The following is a 17,589-nucleotide window of genomic DNA, read 5'->3' as shown; positions in this document are numbered from 1 at the left end:
CGCCGCGTGAGCTACGCGGACATTTCACCTGAGGCAAGCACGAACACCATCCGGACATCTTGACATGAGGCAAGACGGGAGCGGCACGGGGTCACCCGTGCCGCTCCTTGTCAGCGACGCAACGCCGGTTTCAGGACGTGGTTCAGTCCACGCGTTGCCCGTCATTCGGGCCCGACGGCGCGTGGGCGTGTGAGCCCTCGCCGGTTCCGGTCCGCGCGTCCTGCGGTGTGAGCTCACCGTGGCTGTCCTCGTCCGAGAACGGCTCGCCGGAACGCTGCGCGTTGTAGAGGTCCATGTCGATGATGCCCTCTCGCTTGGATACGATCGCGGCCACGAGTGCCTGTCCCGTGACGTTGAGTGCGGTGCGGCCCATGTCCAGGATCGGGTCCACGGCCAGGAGCAGTCCGACACCCTCGAGCGGGAGGCCCAGGGTCGACAGTGTCAAGGTCAGCATCACGGTGGCACCCGTGGTGCCCGCGGTCGCGGCGGAGCCGAGCACGGACACCAGGGCGATCAATACGAAGTGCATGGGCGTCAGGGGAACACCGTAGAACTGGGCCACGAAGATCGCGGCAATGGCGGGGTAGATCGCGGCGCAACCGTCCATCTTGGTCGTGGCGCCCAGGGGGATCGCGAAGGACGCGTAGTGCTTGGGGACACCCAGGTTCCGCTCGGTCACCCGCTGGGTCAGCGGCATGGTGCCCAGGGAGGAACGGGACACGAAGCCCAACTGCATGGCCGGCCACACACCGGAGAAGAACTGCTTGATGGACAGCCCGTTGAGCTTGATCAAGATCGGGTACACCACGAAGCCCACGAGCAGCAGGCCCACGTACACGGTGATCACGAAACTGATCAGGGTGCCCATGGAGGTCCAGCCGTACTCGAACACCGCGCGGCCGATCAGACCCAGAGTTCCCAACGGGGCCAGGCGAATGATCCACCACACGATCTTCTGCATGATAGCCAGGCCGGACTGCATGAACGTCAGGAACGGTTCGGCGGCCTTACCGACCTTCAAGGCGGCAATACCCACCACTGCCGAGATCACCAGGATCTGCAGCACGTTGAAGTTCAGCGCGGTGGTCACGGTTTCCGCATCCGGCATCTTGGAGGTGGCTTCCAAGCCCAGGAAATTCACCGGGATGATGCCCTTGAGGAAGCCCAGCCACGAACCCTCGGTACCCGTGTACTCACCGGGTTGCGCTTGACCCGTGCCCACACCGGGCTGGATCACAACACCCAGCACCATGCCGATGAGCACGGCGATCAGTGCCGTGATCGCGAACCACACCAGTGTCTTCCACGCCAGACGGGCGGCGTTGGAGACATCGCGGAGGTTGGCGATCGAGGCGATCACGGCCGTGACCACCAGCGGTACCACCGCGGCCTTCAACAGCGTGACGTAGCTGGAACCAATGGTGTCCAGCACGATCATCAACCAGTTGGGGTTCTCTTCGGGATCGCCACCCATGGCGGTGGCCAAGGAGCCCAGGAGAACACCCAGGATCAGGGCGATCAGAATCTGCCAACCGAAGGAGGTCATCCATTTCGGTAGACGCCGGGTATTTTCTGCGGAATTCATGTGAGCCAGGGTAGGCCGCGGAATCATAAAGCGCACACGGGGTGTGACGAAATGTTACGTGCCGGGCGGCGTCGTCGGCCTCGTGGTGGCCAAGGCCCGCGAGAACTCGCGGAACTAGAGCGTCATGGCGTGGGCCAGTGTGTCCAATCCCACCGAACCGAGCCGCAGCGCACGGCTGTGAAAGTGCTTGAGATCGAATTGGTCACCTTCGCGCGCTTTCACCTGCTTGCGCAGGTCCAGCCACAGTTCCTGGCCCAGCTTGTACGACGGCGCCTGGCCCGGCCAGCCCATGTAGCGCAGCCATTCGAAGCGCAGCACGGCCGGGTCCATGATCACGTTGTGGGACAAGAAGTCCCAGCCGTCCTGCGGGGACCAGATCTCACCGGCACGAGCCCCACCGAGCATCTCGCCGAGTTCCGCGGGCACGGTGTAGCCACAATGGAATCCGACGTCGAAGATCACGCGGACGGTGCGCAACCGCTGCGAATCAAGCATGCCCATGCGGTCGCCGGGATCGTCCAAGTAGCCCAGCTCCTCCATGAGGCGCTCGGCGTACAGGGCCCATCCCTCGCCGTGCCCGGAAACCCAGATGCCCATGCGGCGCCAGTTGTTGAGTTCGCTCGCATTGGCCAAGGCGGTCGCGAATTGCAGGTGATGACCGGGGACGCCCTCGTGGTAGACCGTGGTCGTTTCCTCCCACGTCGCGTGCCGTGAGGTGCCCTCGGGTACGGACCACCACATGCGGCCGGGGCGGGAGAAGTCGCTGCTGGGCGGGGTGTAGTAGATGCCGCCGTCCTGGGTGGGCGCGATCATGCACTCCAGGTTGCGCATGGCCTCCGTGAACTCGAAATGGTTCTTGGACAACTCGGAGACTGCCTGATCGGAGAGGTCTTGCATCCAGTGCTGCAACTCCTCGGTGGAGTTCAGCCGGCGGGCGGGGTCCTCGTTGAGGAGCTTCATGGACTCGCGGATGGAGACACCGGGGGAGATCTGATGCGCCACGAGTCGCTGTTCCTCATCCAGCAGTCTTAACTGTTCAATGCCCCACTCATAGACCTCGCGGGGTTCGAGCTTGGCACCCAGGAAGGACTGGAGGTGGAGTCGGTAGGCGTCCTCGCCGACGGCATCTGTGTCCCGTGCGGTCGCGGCGAAGTCTTCGTGGAACGAACGCACCAGGCTCGCATAGGCCTGGCGGGCGTCGGTGACGGCGTCTTCCAAGGGTTCACTGAGCGAGACGGGCACCGAGTCGTGGGTCAACAACGATCCCAGCGGGCCCTTGAGTTCCGAGTACGCCTCCGCCTGAGCACCGGCCTCCCGGATCTGGGTCATCGAGGCCAACTTCCCGAGCGAGGCCGCTTCCCGCAGCCCCTCCGTGTAGCTCTCCAACGCACGAGGCACGTGTCGCAACCGCTCGACGACCTGCTGCCAGTCCTCAGGCGTGGCAGTGGGCATGTTGTCGAAGATTTCGCGCACCCACTGCACCGGGGACGCGATGTTGTTGACCGGAGCGACGTCCAGATCGGCGGAGTACAGGTCTGATTCCAGCTGCAACCGATGACGCAGGGCGTGAATCGTCACACGATCCACATCGTCGCGGGGCTGTGCCGTCTCCAAGGCGCTCAGCGTCTCCGTGCGCAAGTGCGCGCGATCGGTGCGGCCCTGGGGGCCGTAGTCCGGGTAGCCGGGACCGTAACCGACCAGTCCGTTCAACGTGGCTGCCAGGGGATCCAGTCGCATCGAGCGGTCGAAGAACTGGTTGGCCAGCTCGTCCACCGGGGTTACGGGCCGGTGAACAGTGCCTAGTGGGGGGAATGCGGCGGTTGAACGGTCAGTGGATTGGTTCTCGATCACGAGAAGCCACATTAGTCACCCTCGGCCAGATGACAAGGTGGGACCGGTGCGGTGCGCGAACCCCAACCACCAACTCGCGAGCAATCCGACCACCGCGAAGCTCACGGTGACCCACCACGTCGCGTGCCAACCGCCCGCGTTCTGGACCAGGAATGCCACGGCCACCGGACCAGCGAACTGACCCAGCGCATTGAACTGCTGGCCTAGACCCAAACTGGTGCTCACGGTGTCCGGCGCGGGAGCCAGCGCCATTTGTTGCGAGATAGCGGTCGACGGGATCAGGCCGCCCACCGCAGAAAACCCGATCACCGCTCCGTAGCGCAGTCCGAAGCGTCATTCCTCGGCGATCAGGGGAGCGATCCCGAATGCAATCACCGCGCACACGGCCATGGTGACGAATCCAATGGTCCACAGGGTCACGGGCTTGACCCCTCGGCCCAGTGCCTGCCCGGCGCTCAGATTGCCCAGGGCATTACATGCCGCGGCTCCGGCACTCAATGCACCGGCGGCCCCCGCCGCAATTCCGGCCTCCGCATAGATCGTGGGGAGGAACTGGATCACGCCATTCCATTGCGCCGTATAACAACCCATGACCAGGGCGGCAGCCCACAGGGGTCCCGTGCTCAGCGTTGCCTTCGCCCGAACACCCACCGAGCGCGCGGCCGGCGGTAGCGTATCCGTCGTCGAGGTCGCGGCCACCGATGACGACGCCGCTCGCGGCCCGCCGTCGTTGCCTCGCCGCGGCGCGGTGCTCGCGTCAGGCGGAATGACCGCGGCCATGGCCACGCCCACGGCCACGGCGAGTGCTGCGGCGCCCAACCACCAGGCACGCCAGCCGATCGTGTCCACGAGGAAACCGCCCGTGAGCTGAGAAATGGCGGCGGCCACGGGGAAGAAGCAACCCCACAGTCCCACGATCGGGGCCAACCGGCGCGGGGGTACGAGCCTGCGAATCAGCGCGGGTGAGGCCACGCAGACCACCCAGAAACCCACGCCCTCCAGGACGCGAGAGGCCAGCAGCAGCCCGGGTCCGCGCGCCATAGCACCCAGCACCGAGCCGACCGCCAGGAAGCCGAAACCCCACAGACAGCCCCGGCGCAGCCCGATCGAGTCGTTGAACAGACCCACGATCATGCCCAGCACCATGCCGGCCACCTGAATCACCGCCACGAGCACTCCGGCCTGACCCAGGCTCATGTTCAGCTGCTCGGACAGCGTGCCCAGCGCTGGAGAGAGTTTCCAGACGTGCAGCGCAGCGACCACGCCGCCCGCCACGACCAGCAGTGCCTTGAACGTGCCGTGCTCGTCTCTACTCGACGACTCGTGGTTGAGCGTCGAGGCGCTGGTTGTCACGCGCGGGGAGCCGTTTCGAAACGCTCCACGAGCTCGTCCAACAACTGGGTCACGGCACCGCTGCCCGCTTCGGGTCCGCCCGCCAGCAAGCCGTCTGTGCCCAGGACCACGGCCCACGGGTTGGAAACCATGCCGAACGAACTGGCCAGGGAACGGTCCGGATCCACCAGGGCGTTGGCTCGCAACGACTCCGGCAGTTCGTGGAGTGAGCTGTCGTGGGCCACGATCGTGTGAATGGCCACCGGTCCCAACGTCGCGGGAAGTTCTTGGAGCCGCTCCATGACCGTGATGCACGGACCACAACCGGGGCTCACGTAGAAGAGTGCCCGCGCCTGTGTCTGTGCCATGGTCCGCATGGACACGCGCTGACCGTCACTGTCGACGGCCGAGACGAAAGGAACGGGCAGCCGGACGTAGTCATCGGCGTCGCCAATTTCGTCATCGGGGTGAGTCATGCCGTCGGTGCCGGATGCGACGGGCTGAGAGGTGGCACGCTGAGGATCGAGGTGCTCGGGGAGGGATGGAACGTTGCTCAGCCGACCCGCGCTCAACCCGCGAGGGCTGGCGTGGCCGCGTTCCGTCCACACGATCACGCCGAGGACCAGCAAGGGGACAGCCGCCGCGACCACGGTCCACCACGGCACGGGCAACGCGGGACCCTGGTAAGAACCGGTACTCGTGACGATGAAGGCAAAGGCAGCCAGGGCTACGAACACCAGATTGCGCACCACGGTGCGCCAGGACATGGGTGCGCGGGACAGCGAACCAAAGCATCCACAGGATGCAGGATCACCCTGGCGCACACCGATGCCCACGAACACCGTGAACGCCACGAACAGCACCACGGCCGCGGCTGTGGCCGCCCACAACACGATTCCCGAACTCAAGATGAGCGTCAGAGCCAGGAGGATTTCCACCCAGGGGAGCGCGGTGCGCACGGCCCGCGTATTCACCATGGCGGGCAACGCCAAGACGTTCAGGGCACTCTCATCAGTTTTGCTGGTGAGCAATTTGGCCACACCGCTGGCGATCAATAAGAGGGACAGACTCCACAGCACGCTCGCGACAATGACATTCACGCCCACCATTATGCTGCGGAATTCATGGAAACCGGGGTTAGCTTTCCGGCCGTGTGCGACGCCACGCGCCCCACCCCGGGCGCAGCTTCATGCCCAGGCGCATACGGCGGGATTGCACCCTCGGCACGCGCACGGGAGCGGCGTGTGAATCGTCCGCGGCGGCGTCGTGGGCCATGAACACCGCGGTGAGCGCCGTGAGTTCCTCGGCCGTGGGGTTGCCACGTGTGACCGTGAACAGTGGCTCGCGCTTGTCGTCTGCGTCCACGGAATCCAACCGGGACACCGCCTCGTGTGCCTTGTCGCGGGCGGTCACAGCGGAATGTTCCCGTGCTTCTTGGCGGGCATCGAGGCACGCTTATCGGCCAGGCCGCGCAACGCCTTAATGATTTGCGTGCGGGTCTCGGAGGGAATGATGACCGAATCCACGAAACCGAGCTCGGCGGCCTGGTAGGGGTTCAGCAGATCTTCCTCGAACTTCTGGGCGAGCTCGGCACGCAACTCGGCGGTGTCCTCGCCGTTCTCTGCGGCGGCCTTGAGATCACGACGGTAGAGAATCTCCACCGCACCCTGAGCGCCCATCACGCCGATCTGAGCGGTGGGCCACGCCAGATTGATGTCCGCGCCCAACTTCTTGGACCCCATCACGATGTACGCGCCACCGTAGGCCTTGCGGGTGATCAGCGTGACCATGGGAACGGTCGCTTCGGCATACGCGTATAGCAACTTGGCGCCGCGGCGGATGATGCCGTTGAATTCCTGGTCCGTGCCGGGCAGGAAGCCGGGGACGTCCACGAAGGTCAGAATCGGAATGTTGAAGGCATCGCAGTGGCGCACGAAACGCGCGGCCTTCTCCGACGCTGCGATGTCCAGGGTGCCGGCGAATTGCATCGGCTGGTTGGCCACGATGCCCACCGTCTGACCCTCCACGCGACCGTAACCGACCATCACGTTGGGGGCGTAGAGCTCCTGAATCTGCATGAAGTGACCGTCGTCCACCACGGTCTCGATCACGGTGCGCATGTCGTAGGGCTGATTGGCCGAATCCGGAATGAGCGTGTCCAGCTCCAGATCCTCGTCGTCGATCTCCAAGATTTGATCGTGCTCCATGCGCGGGGAGTCCTGCAGGTTGTTGCCCGGCAGGTACTCGAGCAGCTCGTGCACGAAGTCGAAGGCATCCTGCTCATCGGCCGCCAGGTAGGCCGCGGTGCCGGTGCGCTCGTTGTGGGAGCGGGCACCACCCAGGGTTTCCATGTCCACTTCTTCACCGGTGACGGTCTTGATCACGTCCGGGCCGGTGATGAACATGTGGGAGGTCTTGTCCACCATGACCACGAAGTCCGTCAGGGCGGGGGAGTACGCGGCACCGCCGGCGCACGGGCCCATGATCAGCGAGATCTGGGGAACCACACCCGAGGAACGCACGTTCATGCGGAAGATGTCCGCGAACATCGCCAGGGAAGCCACGCCCTCCTGAATGCGAGCGCCACCGCCGTCGTTGATGCCGATCACGGGGCAACCGTTACGCAGAGCGAACTTCTGGACCTTGACGATCTTTTCGCCGTTGACCTGGGACAGCGAACCGCCGAACACGCCGAAGTCCTGGGAGTACACGGCAACCAAACGTCCGTCCACGGTGCCGTAACCGGTCACCACGCCGTCACCCAGCAGCTTCTTCTTCTCCATGCCGAACATGGTGCTGTGGTGCACGGCCATGGCATCGAACTCGACGAAGGAGTCCAGGTCCAGCAGCATCTCGATGCGCTCACGGGCGGTGTTCTTACCGCGCGAGTGCTGCTTCTCGACCGCCGCGTCGCCAGCGGGCCGCTCGGACTTCTCACGGCGCTCGCGGAAATCGGCGATCTTGCCTGCGGTGGTGGTCAGGTCGTGGCTCATGGCACCTCGCGTTGTCTCGGTCCGGTACAAGGGTGGGAGTACCGGTGTCCCAGGTTCAGGACGTCACAAGTTTATTCTGCGGGGTGGCCCATGCCTTTGTAGGGGTCCCACAATCCCGTGACGGGTTCTTTCACGTGATCATTCCCAGGGGATCATGCCCAAGCGCCGGTGTTGATGCTCCACTCGCGCACGGTGTGTTCGGTGACGGCTCCCTGGACCACCAACGGATCCTCGGCCAGAATGGCGTGGACCTCCTGGTCGCTTTCGGCCGAGAACACGAGCAGGGCTCCCGCAGCGCCGTCGTCCGTGAATGGCCCGGACCCCATGACCTTGCCCCGCTGGGCCAGCTCGCCCAGGTAGGCGCGGTGTGCGGGTCGGTGTTCGTTGAGAACCTCCACCGGGCCACCGTAGGAATAGGTCACTGCAAAAATGCTCATGGTTGCCTTTCACCGGCCGTCATGTTGGATTACTCCCGTTCAGCTTATGCCCCGACAGCGGCGGTAGACATAAGCTGAGAAATGTCGATCTTCACGTCCCCTCTAAGGAGTCGCCCGCATGGACCCCACTGCCCTGGAACCGGCAGCGGATTTCCACGCTGATCAGCTGCAGGCCGAGCTGACAGACTCTGGATTCACTTCCGTGACCGTGCTCGATCAGGTCGAATCGACCAATGTCTGGCTCGCCGACCAGGTGAGGCAGACTGGCGGCACTGATCTGAGCGCCGTCGTCACCGGTTTTCAGAGCGCAGGCAAGGGCCGGCTGGACCGACACTGGTTCACACCCCCGGGCGTGGCGCTCACCTTTTCCGTGGCCTGCACACCGCGCACGGCGGCGGGTGTTCCGTGGCCTGTGGAATACGTCCCGTGGCTCACGCTGCTGATGGCCCACAGCGTGACGCGTGCGGTTCGGGGCACCGCACGCGTTCCCGCGGTGATCAAGTGGCCCAATGACGTGCTTGTTGACTCACGCAAGTTGTGCGGCGTGTTGGCCACACTGATCAACCACCCGGGTAGTTCCGTTCCCAGCGCTGTGGTGGGTGCCGGACTGAACGTGAGCCAGCGTCACCTCCCGATCCCCACAGCCACGTCCCTGCGCCTTGAGGCAGGCAACGACGCCGCCGTGCCCGACCGCCAGACGCTGCTCACCGAGATCTTGCGAGAGTTCGCTCGCTGCTATCACCTGGTGAGCCAGGACCCCGGTGCAGCGCTCGGTCCGGGTGGCGACATGCGCGCCGTCCTGGAATCCGAGCTGGATACTCTCGGTCGTCGCGTGGCGCTCCACCTACCCGGTTCCACCGTGCCCGAACAGGCCGTGGCCGAAGGTTTGGGAACCTCGGGCGAGCTGATCGTGCGCGGCGATCAAGGAACGGCGCGCGCCTTGTCCGCCGGCGACGTCGTCCACGTGCGTCCCGCACCCGGCGCGGCCAGGACGGCTGCCGAGCAGTGCGCACTCGACGACGTCGCTCGAATCACCGCGGGAGAGCGGGCATGAGGCCGAAAAACCGCCTGGTCCTCAGGCAGGGCGAGGAAACGATCGTGTCCACCCGTGCGCACCCCATCCGGCTGGTGGGGCCCGCCGTGATTGCGTGGTGCACCGTGCTGCTGTACTCGGCGCTGCAGCGACTCCTGGACCTGACCTGGCGACCCTACGAAGCGCCGTGGACCACCCTGCACTCGCTGGTCGGTTGGATCATCACCCTGGCGGCCCTGTGGGTGGCCTACCGTTACGTGCTGCTCCCGGCGTGGCGCTGGCTGCGCACCGTGTTCGTGCTGACCAATCAACGCCTCGCCCTTACCGGCCCTCCGGCCAAGGACAACGTGGTGGCCCTGCCGTTGGACGCCCTGCGCGGCGCGCGAGTGGTAGCGCCCACGGGACTGTTCGCCATGCTGACCCGCGGAGTGGACCGGGGAACGGTCATGGCGGACTTCGGGGCGCTGGGTGGCCTCAAACTGGCGGCGTGTCCGCAACCGGACGCCATGGTTGACCTGGTCCAACAGTCCGGACGGCCCGCTGGCAATTACAGTAGGTCTGGCATGACCACATCATCGAGCAGCAGTTTCCAAGGAGGGCCGCGTGGCTGAAGACCCCAACGAGCGCCCAGACCAGCCCGTGGTCGGTCCCCAGACCGAGCAGATCAACCTCAATCTCCACAACCCGGTGCAGTCCAACCTGTACGGGTCGGAGGAGTCCAAAGCGGCCGTGAAGAACCTCGATCAGCTGCTGCTGGGTTCCGAGCGCAACCTCAAACGCCGAGAGACCGCGCATGCCGCGGAACTGTCCACGGCGTCCGCGCGGAAGATCTGGCGAGCGCTGGGATTTCCGAATCTCAGCGAGGACGAGGTGTATTTCACCCAGGAGGACGTCCGGGCCCTGCGCGTGGTGTCAGACCTCGTGCAGCGGGACCGACTGTCGGAAGAAGCAGCGCTGTCCCTGGCCCGTTCCGTGGCCCAGCTCTCCGACCGCATGGTCGTGTGGCAGATCGAGGCGCTCGTCGAGGACATGGTGGCTCACCAGGGCATGACGGACGCTCAGGCACGGCGCGAACTGCTCCATGTCCTGCCGGAGATGGTGGGCCCGCTCAAGAAGCTGCTCGACTATTCCTGGCGGCGCCAGCTCTCGGCTGCCGTGCAGCGACTCGCAATGCGCGGTGAACGCGCGGACGGTTCCACGGAAAGCCTGGGTGAACACGTCTCGGACGTGGGCGGATCGTCGCTGCCGCTGGCCCGCGGCGTGGGATTCGCTGACCTGGTCTCCTATACATCCCTGTCACGACAAATGAACGAGCGCACCCTGGCGAATCTGGTGCAGCGCTTCGAAAAGCGGTGCGCGGAAATCATTTCCATGGGTGGCGGACGCGTGATCAAGACCATCGGCGACGAGGTCATGTTCCTGTCGGAGACACCCCAGGGCGGTGCCCAGATCTCATTGGCCCTGTCCCGACTGATCAAGAACGACCCGCTGCTTCCGCAGGCCCGAGTGGCCTTCGTCTGGGGGCGCGTGCTGCCGCGACTGGGTGACCTCTACGGCCCCACCGTGAACCTGGCCTCCCGGCTGGTTGCGCTCACCGATCCCGGTGGAGTGGTGGTGGATGCGTCCACGGCATCGGTGCTGAAGAACGACGACCGTTTCGTGTTGACCCCGCAACCTTCCCGGAACGTGCGTGGCTTTGGCGACGTGCAACCGGTGTCCATTACCCAGGGTCAAGGGCCCCGGCTGGAAGACGAGGACGAATGAGCATTTCTCTGGCCATCCGATCGGGCGGTGTCACCGATCGTGGGCTGCGCCGGGAATCCAATGAGGATGCCCTGGTCGTCACCGACAACATGGTTGCCGTCGCGGACGGTATGGGCGGTCACGAGGCCGGCGAGGTCGCCAGTGCCCTGTGCGTCTCCACCCTGGGCTCATCCGAGCTGTTCACGCTCGAGAACTTCTTGGACTACCAGATCGTGGAACCCCAACCCGGACTGGACGTGTCCCGGTTCCGGGCCACGATCGACCGTCAGCTGAAGCTCGATCCGGACGTCCCCAACGAGGCGCTCGAGGCCGTGCACCGCTTGCGGTCCGTACTGTGGGAAGCCGACCAGTCCATCCAGGACCAGTGCGGCACCCGCGCCGGCACCACGGTCACCGGTGCGTGGCTCGTGGAAATCGCGGGGCACTGGTTGTGGCTGATCTTCAACGTGGGCGACTCGCGCACCTATGAACTCACGGGTCCCGGTGTGGGCGAGCGACCCACCGATCCCGAGCACCCCGTTGGCGTGAGCCAGTTGACCGTGGATCACTCCGAGGTCCAGTACCTCGTGTCCATCGGACAGCTCACCCCCGCTCAGGCACTGGTGCACCCGCGACGCAACGTGATCACCCGCGCCCTGGGCACCGGCCAGGTGTGGGAACCTGACATCATCGTGATTCCGGCCCGCCCGGGTCAGCGACTGCTCATGTGCTCGGACGGTCTCACCGGGGAGCTGTCCCCGGCGCACATCGCCCGGGTCCTGCACGCGGTGCAGCACCCCAAGGAAGCCGCGGACGTGCTGCTCCAGGCCGCCCTTCGCACCGGTGGTCGGGACAACGTGACGCTGATCGTCGCGGACGTCCTCGAGGCCGACGACCCCCGCGTCAACACCGGCAGCATCAAACGCATCAGCTAGGACGTTGAACGCCGACGCCGCCCGCGAGAGTCTCGCGGGCGGCGTCGGCGTTTTCGGGTTGAATCTTACGCGTGGTGACCGCGCGTCTCGGCCTTGGGGTCGCGGGCCGGCTTGGCCTCCTTGGCGGGGGCGTCACCGCTGGCGCGCAAGCGACGGAAGTACGCGTCCGCCTCCTGCTGGCGCTCTTCCTCCACGGTTCCCGCGATTTCGGCGCGCAGCAGCTCGGGGCTGAGACCGAAGGAGTCCACGAGTTGCAGGGCGTACGGACGCAAACGGGCGATCAACCGGTTCACGTAGCTTTCCAACGCGCGGCCGCGGCGCATCGAGAGCCGACCGTAGGCCAGGTACCAGCCCAGGTTCTCCTCGAGCAGGTGCAGTCCGAACAGATCACGCAGCCAGGTGAGCACGCGCTTGGTGCCGGGGTCCTGGATCTTCTCGAGGCCCTCGGTGAAGGCTTCCCACTGCAGCAGCTGAGCGTGTGACCGGGCGGCCTCGATCAGTCGATGCTGGTTGTTGTTGAAGACCTCGGCCTTCTCACTCTTGGACTTGCGTGCCACTGCGCGCATCTCGTCCGCGACGTCCTCGATGATCGTTTCGACGCGGTCCATCAGGAGGGCGCGCTGGGCCTCGGGATCGCGCAGGGCGTTGACCGACTTGCGGGCGTCCCCGGTGTCCGTGAAGGCCTGTGTGAGCTTGCGCAACCCGGAGCGGTTGAATCCCGCCTCGGTGGCTCGGTCCGCCACGTAGCGAGCCATCACGCCCACATCCGCGTTCTTGAACTCGTCCGAGTAATCGGTCAGTAGGCGCTTGGCGACCAGCTGCAGGAGCACCGTGTTGTCGCCCTCGAAAGTCGCGTAGATATCCAGGTCGGCACGCAGCTGGGGGATGCGGTTCTTGGCCATGAACCCGGCGCCGCCGCAGGCCTCGCGGGCCTCCTGGAGGGTGTCCAGGGCACTCCACGTGGACATCGACTTGAAGGCGGCGGCCAGGGTTTCCAGGTCCTGACGGTTGCCGTCCGAGTCGTCCTCGCCGGAGAAGACCTCGTGGAATTTATCCAACAGTTGCTGGTGCGCAAAGATCATCGCGTAGGTCTCCGCAATGCGGGGGATCAGTCGACGCTGGTGCTGCTGGTAGTCCAAGAGTGTCTGCTCGCGAATATCAGAGTCCGTGTTGAACTGGCGGCGCTGCTCGGCGTAGCGAACGGCAATGCTCAGGGCCATCTGATTGGCCAGCACGGCTGCACCGTCCAAGGAGACGCGACCTTGCACCAGGGTGCCGATCATCGTGAAGAAGCGGCGTCCCGGAGAGACGATGGGGGAGGAGTACTCGCCGTTCTCGTCCACCGCGCCGTACTTGTTGAGCAAATTGAACCGCGGAACTCGCACGTTGGTGAAGTGCAGGCGGCCGTTGTCCACGCCGTTGAGTCCACCCTTGCGGCCGTCGTCCTCGCCGCCGACACCCGGCAGGAACTCACCGTTGTCATTGCGGATGGGCACGTACAGGCAGTGCACTCCGTGGTTGACACCCTTGACGATCAGCTGGGCGAAGACCACCGCGGCCTTGCCGTGGACAGCCGCGTTACCGAGGTAGTCCTTCCAGGCAGCCTTGAACGGGGTGTGGATCTCGAACTCGTCCGACTCGGGAAGGTACGTGGCGGTCGTGCCGATGGATGCGACGTCGGAGCCGTGACCGATCTCCGTCATCGCGAACACACCGGGAGTGTTGAGGTTCAGGATGTCCGGGAGCCACTCGAGGTGGTGCTCCTTGGAGCCCAGGTTGAGCACGGCCGAACCGAATAGCCCCCACTGCACACCGGACTTGATCTGCAGGGAAGGGTCAGCCAGTACCAGCTCCTCGAAGGCGGAGACATTGGCTCCCGGGCTGTTGGATCCACCCAAGTACTCGGGCACACCCACTAGTGCGGTGCCGGCATCGCGCAGGATCTTGACCTGCTCGAACGTCAGTTCGCGCTGATCCTCGAAGGTGAGGTTGTGATTGCTGTGCAGCCGCGGATCCAGGGCGCGTTCGCGGGCGGCCTTGCGGGCTTCGGGCCAGCGACCCAACAGCACTTCGCCCAGACCGGCCACGTCGATGTGCGTAGGCAGCGCGGCGTCCTCGGACACCCGGGCCATGTGCTGAGTGGAGGTGTGCGCTTCGGGGCGGGAAGTTGTAGTCATCATGACTCCTGAGGGGTTGTCTGAGCAGAGGTTTCGTCTGCGGAGAGCGTGGTGTATGTGTCCGGCCGTAAGCCCTGAACGGCCCAGTCGGTGATGAGTTGGCTCATGGCGGGCCGGTCCGGTTTGTCCTCGGTGTCCGGCAAGGCGAGCCAGGCCTCGCCGGCACCGCGGACCATGCCCACCGTGGACGCTGCCCAGCACTGCAACAGCGCCTCGGGCATGGCCTGTTCGCCGCGGTGGCGAATGTGCTGGTCCATGAGCAATTGGCAGACAGAATCCAGGAACTGTTCGATGGCCGAATCCCCATCCGCCGGAGCGGTGACCACGAACCGGTAGACATCCGCGGAGGCCTCCACCGACTTGAGGTACTCCTTCACCAACGCGTGCACCGTGGCCGCGAACGAGTCCGCCTCGTGTGCTGCCGCGACCATGCGGGTTCGCATTCGGGATACGAAGTATTCACCCACGGCCGCTTGTACGCCGGACTTGTCTTTGAAATACCGGTAGAAGACCGACTTGGAGGTGCCGCACGCGGTGGCGATTTCCTCCATGGAAATGCCCGCACCGTGGGTGGCCACCGCGTCTCGCGCGGCGGTGATCAGTTCGATGCGTCGTTTGGCGCGGTGACGCTGCCACCGCGAATTCCGACCATCAACGTTCTCTGAGACCTGTTTCACGATACCGAGAGTATCAGCTACTCTGGGTTTCAGGTGATTCGCACCACATCAATCTACGAGGAGCAGCTCTTTCATGGACAACATCCAGCAGAACGCCCAGCAGTCCCTTCGCCGCGCCGTGGTGGTCGCGGGCAACCGCATTCCCTTCGCTCGCGCGGGTGGTGCTCACGCGAACGCCTCGAACCAGGACATGCTCACCGCAGCCATTGACGGCCTGGTGGCACGCGCCGGGATCTCGGGCGAACGTCTGGGCGCCGTGGCCGGCGGCGCCGTGCTCAAGCACTCCCGGGATTTCAACCTCACGCGCGAGGCCGTGCTGGGCTCTGCCCTGGACCCCGCAACCCCGGCGTTCGACATTCAGATGGCCTGCGCGACCGGCATGGAAACCGTGAGCACGATCTCCAACAAGATCCGCGTGGGCCAGATCGAGGCCGGTATCGCCGGTGGCGTGGACTCCGCCTCGGACGCCCCAATTGCCGTGAGCGAGGGCTTGCGCCGCGCCCTGCTGCAGTTGCAGCGCGCCAAGACCCCCACTCAGAAGCTCAAGGCGCTCAAGAACCTGCGCCCCAACGATTTGGTGCCCGCCGCTCCCACCACGGGCGAGCCCCGCACCGGACTGAGCATGGGTGAACACCAGGCCCTGACCACCCAGCAGTGGGGCGTGAGCCGCGAGGACCAGGACCAGATCGCGGCGTCGTCGCACCAGAACCTGGCGGCCGCCTACGATCGCGGCTTCTTTGACGACCTGGTCACCCCGTTCAAGGGCGTGTCCAAGGATAACAACATGCGCGCGGACTCCACCGTGGAGAAGCTATCGACCCTGAACCCCGTGTTCGGCAAGAAGCTCTCCGGCGAGGCCACCATGACCGCCGGTAATTCCACGCCACTCACGGACGGCGCCTCCGCCGTGCTGATCACCAGCGAGGACTGGGCCAGCGAGCACCACCTCACACCCATGGCCGAGGTGGTCGACTCCGAGGCCGCCGCGGTGGACTTCGTCAGCGGCAACGAGGGCCTGCTCATGGCCCCCGCCTACGCCGTGCCGCGTCTGTTGGCCCGTCAGGGTCTGACGCTGCAGGACATGGATCTGATCGAGATCCACGAGGCCTTTGCCTCCACCGTGCTGGCCATCATGGCCGCGTGGGAGTCCGAGGAGTTCTGCCGCGACCGCCTGGGCCTGTCCGAGCCCGTGGGCACCGTGGACCGGTCCAAGCTCAACGTGAACGGCTCGTCGCTGGCCGCAGGACACCCGTTCGCCGCGACCGGCGGCCGCATTGTGGCCTCCACCGCCAAGGAACTCGCCGCCCGCGCCAAGGCAGAAGGCCGTCCGCAGACCGCGCTGATCTCGGTGTGCGCCGCCGGTGGTCAGGGTGTGGCCATGATCCTGCGTTCCGTCTAAGACGCATTCCCCCACAGATTTACGACATACAGGAGCTTCGAGTGGCAGACACATATTTGGACCTGGTCAATTCCGGACTGGGTAAGCAGGTCGCGAGCAAGCTGGGCCTCCCCGAACCGACCAAACTGCGCCGCTACCGCGCCGGTAGTGATTTCCCCGAGGGTTCCGTTCTGGTCCTGGGCAAGGGTCAGGCCGCCGACGCCGCCGCCCAGGCCATGCTCGACTGGAACCTTGACGTGCGCCGCCACGCCCAGGAAGTGGACCGCGTGGGTGCGGTGGTCATCGACTACACCGACGCCAAGACCCCGTCGGATCTGGGCAAGGCCGCCCTCGAGCTGTCCTCGGTGCTGCGCAAGCTGCGGTCCGGGGGACGGGTCATCACGCTGTCGCGACCCGCGGCAGGCATCGGTACCGGAGCGGCGTCGGGAACCCCGGCGGACACCGCTGCCCAGGAACCCGCAGTGGCTGCAGCGCGCCAGGGCGTGGTGGGCCTGTTGCGTTCGGCCGCCCAGGAAATGCGCGGCGGTACCACGGCCAACGGCATCCTGATTGCCGACGGCGTGGCAGCGGACGCGCCGTCCGTGGTGGGTGCTCTGCGGTTCTTCCTGTCCGGGCGCAGCGCGTTCGTGGACGGGCAGTTCCTCACGGTGACCGATGAGCGCGGCGAGTCCACCGAGAACTGGGATCAGCCGGTGGCCGGCAAGGTCGCGGTGGTGACCGGAGCCGCCCGTGGCATCGGCGCACAGATCGCCCGGACGCTGGCGCAGGCCGGTGCCAGGGTCATCGTGGTGGACGTTCCCGCAGCCGGTGAGGCGCTCACCAAGCTCGCCAACGAGCTGCACATCTCCGCCCTTCAGCTGGACGTGACGGACCCGAAGGCGGGGGAGAAGATTCTCAATCTGGCGTCCGAGCGCTACGGAAAGCTGGACCTGCTGGTCCACAATGCGGGCATCACACGCGACAAGATGCTGGCCAACATGGATCAGGCCAAGTGGGACTCCGTGATCGCGGTGAACATCGAGTCCCAGCTGCGCATTACCCAGGCCGTGCTGGACTCCGACAAGCTCGGGGAGCACCCGCGCATCGTGTGCCTGGCCTCGACGAGTGGTGTTGCCGGTAACCGCGGCCAGACCAATTACGCGGCCTCCAAGGCGGGCGTCATCGGCGCCGTTGCGGCCACGGCCTCACTGATCGCGGAGAAGGGCGGCACCATCAACGCGGTGGCACCGGGGTTCATCGAGTCCGAGATGACGGCCAAGATCCCGGCGGCCCGCCGCCAGATCTCACGTCGCCTCAACTCCCTGCAGCAGGGCGGTCTCCCGGAGGACGTCGCGCAGACCATCACCTTCCTGCTGTCGGACGCAGCGGGCGGAATCAACGGCCAGACACTCCGCGTGTGCGGCCAGAACCTTGTGGGAGCGTAGGAC

16 protein-coding genes are annotated in these 17,589 nt (G+C 65.5%); 6 read left to right on the top strand and 10 right to left on the bottom strand.

Features of this window, described 5'->3' with window-relative positions; translation table 11 throughout:
- Nucleotides 1-142 precede the first annotated feature (142 nt).
- The 8 genes from EWV37_RS14790 to EWV37_RS14755 form a co-directional block, all read right to left on the bottom strand.
- Nucleotides 143-1,585 (bottom strand): dicarboxylate/amino acid:cation symporter, encoded by a 1,443-nt coding sequence (locus EWV37_RS14790; protein ID WP_129702430.1) that lies wholly within the window; start codon nucleotides 1,583-1,585, stop codon nucleotides 143-145.
- A gap of 114 nt (nucleotides 1,586-1,699) precedes the next feature.
- Nucleotides 1,700-3,436, bottom strand: a complete 1,737-nt coding sequence (locus EWV37_RS14785) for a DUF885 domain-containing protein (RefSeq protein WP_238663349.1) — start codon at nucleotides 3,434-3,436, stop codon at nucleotides 1,700-1,702.
- A gap of 15 nt (nucleotides 3,437-3,451) precedes the next feature.
- Nucleotides 3,452-3,745 (bottom strand): hypothetical protein, encoded by a 294-nt coding sequence (locus tag EWV37_RS14780; RefSeq protein WP_129702429.1) that lies wholly within the window; start codon nucleotides 3,743-3,745, stop codon nucleotides 3,452-3,454.
- Between the two features lie 24 nt (nucleotides 3,746-3,769).
- Nucleotides 3,770-4,789 carry an MFS transporter gene (locus EWV37_RS14775; RefSeq protein ID WP_165189478.1) on the bottom strand — a complete coding sequence of 340 codons (1,020 nt, stop codon included), beginning with the start codon at nucleotides 4,787-4,789 and terminating at the stop codon, nucleotides 3,770-3,772.
- Complete coding sequence (locus EWV37_RS14770) at nucleotides 4,786-5,868, bottom strand: MauE/DoxX family redox-associated membrane protein (protein WP_158222901.1); 1,083 nt, start codon at nucleotides 5,866-5,868, stop codon at nucleotides 4,786-4,788. The genes EWV37_RS14775 and EWV37_RS14770 overlap by 4 nt, the downstream gene beginning before the upstream one ends.
- A 37-nt stretch (nucleotides 5,869-5,905) precedes the next feature.
- A complete protein-coding gene (locus EWV37_RS14765; protein ID WP_129702427.1) occupies nucleotides 5,906-6,181 on the bottom strand; it encodes an acyl-CoA carboxylase subunit epsilon in 276 nt (91 codons plus the stop codon).
- Nucleotides 6,178-7,761, bottom strand: coding sequence for an acyl-CoA carboxylase subunit beta (locus EWV37_RS14760; protein ID WP_095796776.1), 1,584 nt, complete (start codon nucleotides 7,759-7,761; stop codon nucleotides 6,178-6,180). Before EWV37_RS14760 ends, EWV37_RS14765 begins: the two co-directional genes overlap by 4 nt.
- A gap of 152 nt (nucleotides 7,762-7,913) precedes the next feature.
- On the bottom strand, nucleotides 7,914-8,198 hold the full coding sequence (locus EWV37_RS14755; RefSeq protein WP_095796775.1) for a YciI family protein: 285 nt from the start codon (nucleotides 8,196-8,198) through the stop codon (nucleotides 7,914-7,916).
- 118 nt (nucleotides 8,199-8,316) lie between these two features.
- Between EWV37_RS14755 and EWV37_RS14750 the strand changes: the two genes are divergently transcribed.
- From EWV37_RS14750 to EWV37_RS14735, 4 genes are read left to right on the top strand one after another with little or no spacing between them, the layout of a single operon-like run.
- Nucleotides 8,317-9,252, top strand: coding sequence for a biotin--[acetyl-CoA-carboxylase] ligase (locus EWV37_RS14750; RefSeq protein ID WP_129702426.1), 936 nt, complete (start codon nucleotides 8,317-8,319; stop codon nucleotides 9,250-9,252).
- Nucleotides 9,249-9,842 carry a hypothetical protein gene (locus EWV37_RS14745; protein ID WP_129702425.1) on the top strand — a complete coding sequence of 198 codons (594 nt, stop codon included), beginning with the start codon at nucleotides 9,249-9,251 and terminating at the stop codon, nucleotides 9,840-9,842. The genes EWV37_RS14750 and EWV37_RS14745 overlap by 4 nt, the downstream gene beginning before the upstream one ends.
- Nucleotides 9,835-10,995 carry an adenylate/guanylate cyclase domain-containing protein gene (locus EWV37_RS14740; RefSeq protein ID WP_095796772.1) on the top strand — a complete coding sequence of 387 codons (1,161 nt, stop codon included), beginning with the start codon at nucleotides 9,835-9,837 and terminating at the stop codon, nucleotides 10,993-10,995. Before EWV37_RS14745 ends, EWV37_RS14740 begins: the two co-directional genes overlap by 8 nt.
- Nucleotides 10,992-11,909: a PP2C family protein-serine/threonine phosphatase gene (locus EWV37_RS14735; RefSeq protein WP_129702424.1), complete on the top strand. Its 918-nt coding sequence runs from the start codon at nucleotides 10,992-10,994 to the stop codon at nucleotides 11,907-11,909. The genes EWV37_RS14740 and EWV37_RS14735 overlap by 4 nt, the downstream gene beginning before the upstream one ends.
- Nucleotides 11,910-11,974: 65 nt before the next feature.
- Here the strand turns inward: EWV37_RS14735 and EWV37_RS14730 are convergent, their stop codons facing one another.
- Both EWV37_RS14730 and EWV37_RS14725 read right to left on the bottom strand, forming a co-directional pair.
- Complete coding sequence (locus EWV37_RS14730) at nucleotides 11,975-14,041, bottom strand: acyl-CoA dehydrogenase family protein (RefSeq protein ID WP_238663354.1); 2,067 nt, start codon at nucleotides 14,039-14,041, stop codon at nucleotides 11,975-11,977.
- A gap of 44 nt (nucleotides 14,042-14,085) precedes the next feature.
- Nucleotides 14,086-14,763, bottom strand: a complete 678-nt coding sequence (locus EWV37_RS14725; RefSeq protein ID WP_238663348.1) for a TetR/AcrR family transcriptional regulator — start codon at nucleotides 14,761-14,763, stop codon at nucleotides 14,086-14,088.
- Nucleotides 14,764-14,836: 73 nt separating this feature from the next.
- Here EWV37_RS14725 and EWV37_RS14720 point away from each other — a divergent pair, with 73 nt between their 5' ends.
- Both EWV37_RS14720 and EWV37_RS14715 read left to right on the top strand, forming a co-directional pair.
- A complete protein-coding gene (locus EWV37_RS14720) occupies nucleotides 14,837-16,162 on the top strand; it encodes an acetyl-CoA C-acetyltransferase (RefSeq protein ID WP_129702422.1) in 1,326 nt (441 codons plus the stop codon).
- A 41-nt stretch (nucleotides 16,163-16,203) separates the two neighbouring features.
- Complete coding sequence (locus EWV37_RS14715; protein WP_129702421.1) at nucleotides 16,204-17,586, top strand: 3-oxoacyl-ACP reductase; 1,383 nt, start codon at nucleotides 16,204-16,206, stop codon at nucleotides 17,584-17,586.
- The last annotated feature ends 3 nt before the right edge of the window (nucleotides 17,587-17,589 follow it).

It is taken from the genome of Kocuria carniphila (assembly GCF_004136555.1).
Classification (GTDB): Bacteria; Actinomycetota; Actinomycetes; order Actinomycetales; family Micrococcaceae; genus Kocuria; species Kocuria carniphila.
Note: the sequence above shows the minus strand (reverse complement) of the source record. Positions and strands in the feature narration are given on the sequence as shown.

Bases quoted from the DNA above. Each gene is read 5' to 3' on its own strand.
- EWV37_RS14790 (WP_129702430.1), bottom strand. From the start codon at position 1,585: ATGAATTCCGCAGAAAATACCCGGCGTCTACCGAAATGGATGACCTCC.
- EWV37_RS14760 (WP_095796776.1), bottom strand. From the start codon at position 7,761: ATGAGCCACGACCTGACCACCACCGCAGGCAAGATCGCCGATTTCCGC.
- EWV37_RS14755 (WP_095796775.1), bottom strand. From the start codon at position 8,198: ATGAGCATTTTTGCAGTGACCTATTCCTACGGTGGCCCGGTGGAGGTT.
- EWV37_RS14750 (WP_129702426.1), top strand. From the start codon at position 8,317: ATGGACCCCACTGCCCTGGAACCGGCAGCGGATTTCCACGCTGATCAG.
- EWV37_RS14745 (WP_129702425.1), top strand. From the start codon at position 9,249: ATGAGGCCGAAAAACCGCCTGGTCCTCAGGCAGGGCGAGGAAACGATC.
- EWV37_RS14735 (WP_129702424.1), top strand. From the start codon at position 10,992: ATGAGCATTTCTCTGGCCATCCGATCGGGCGGTGTCACCGATCGTGGG.
- EWV37_RS14730 (WP_238663354.1), bottom strand. From the start codon at position 14,041: ATGGCCCGGGTGTCCGAGGACGCCGCGCTGCCTACGCACATCGACGTG.
- EWV37_RS14720 (WP_129702422.1), top strand. From the start codon at position 14,837: ATGGACAACATCCAGCAGAACGCCCAGCAGTCCCTTCGCCGCGCCGTG.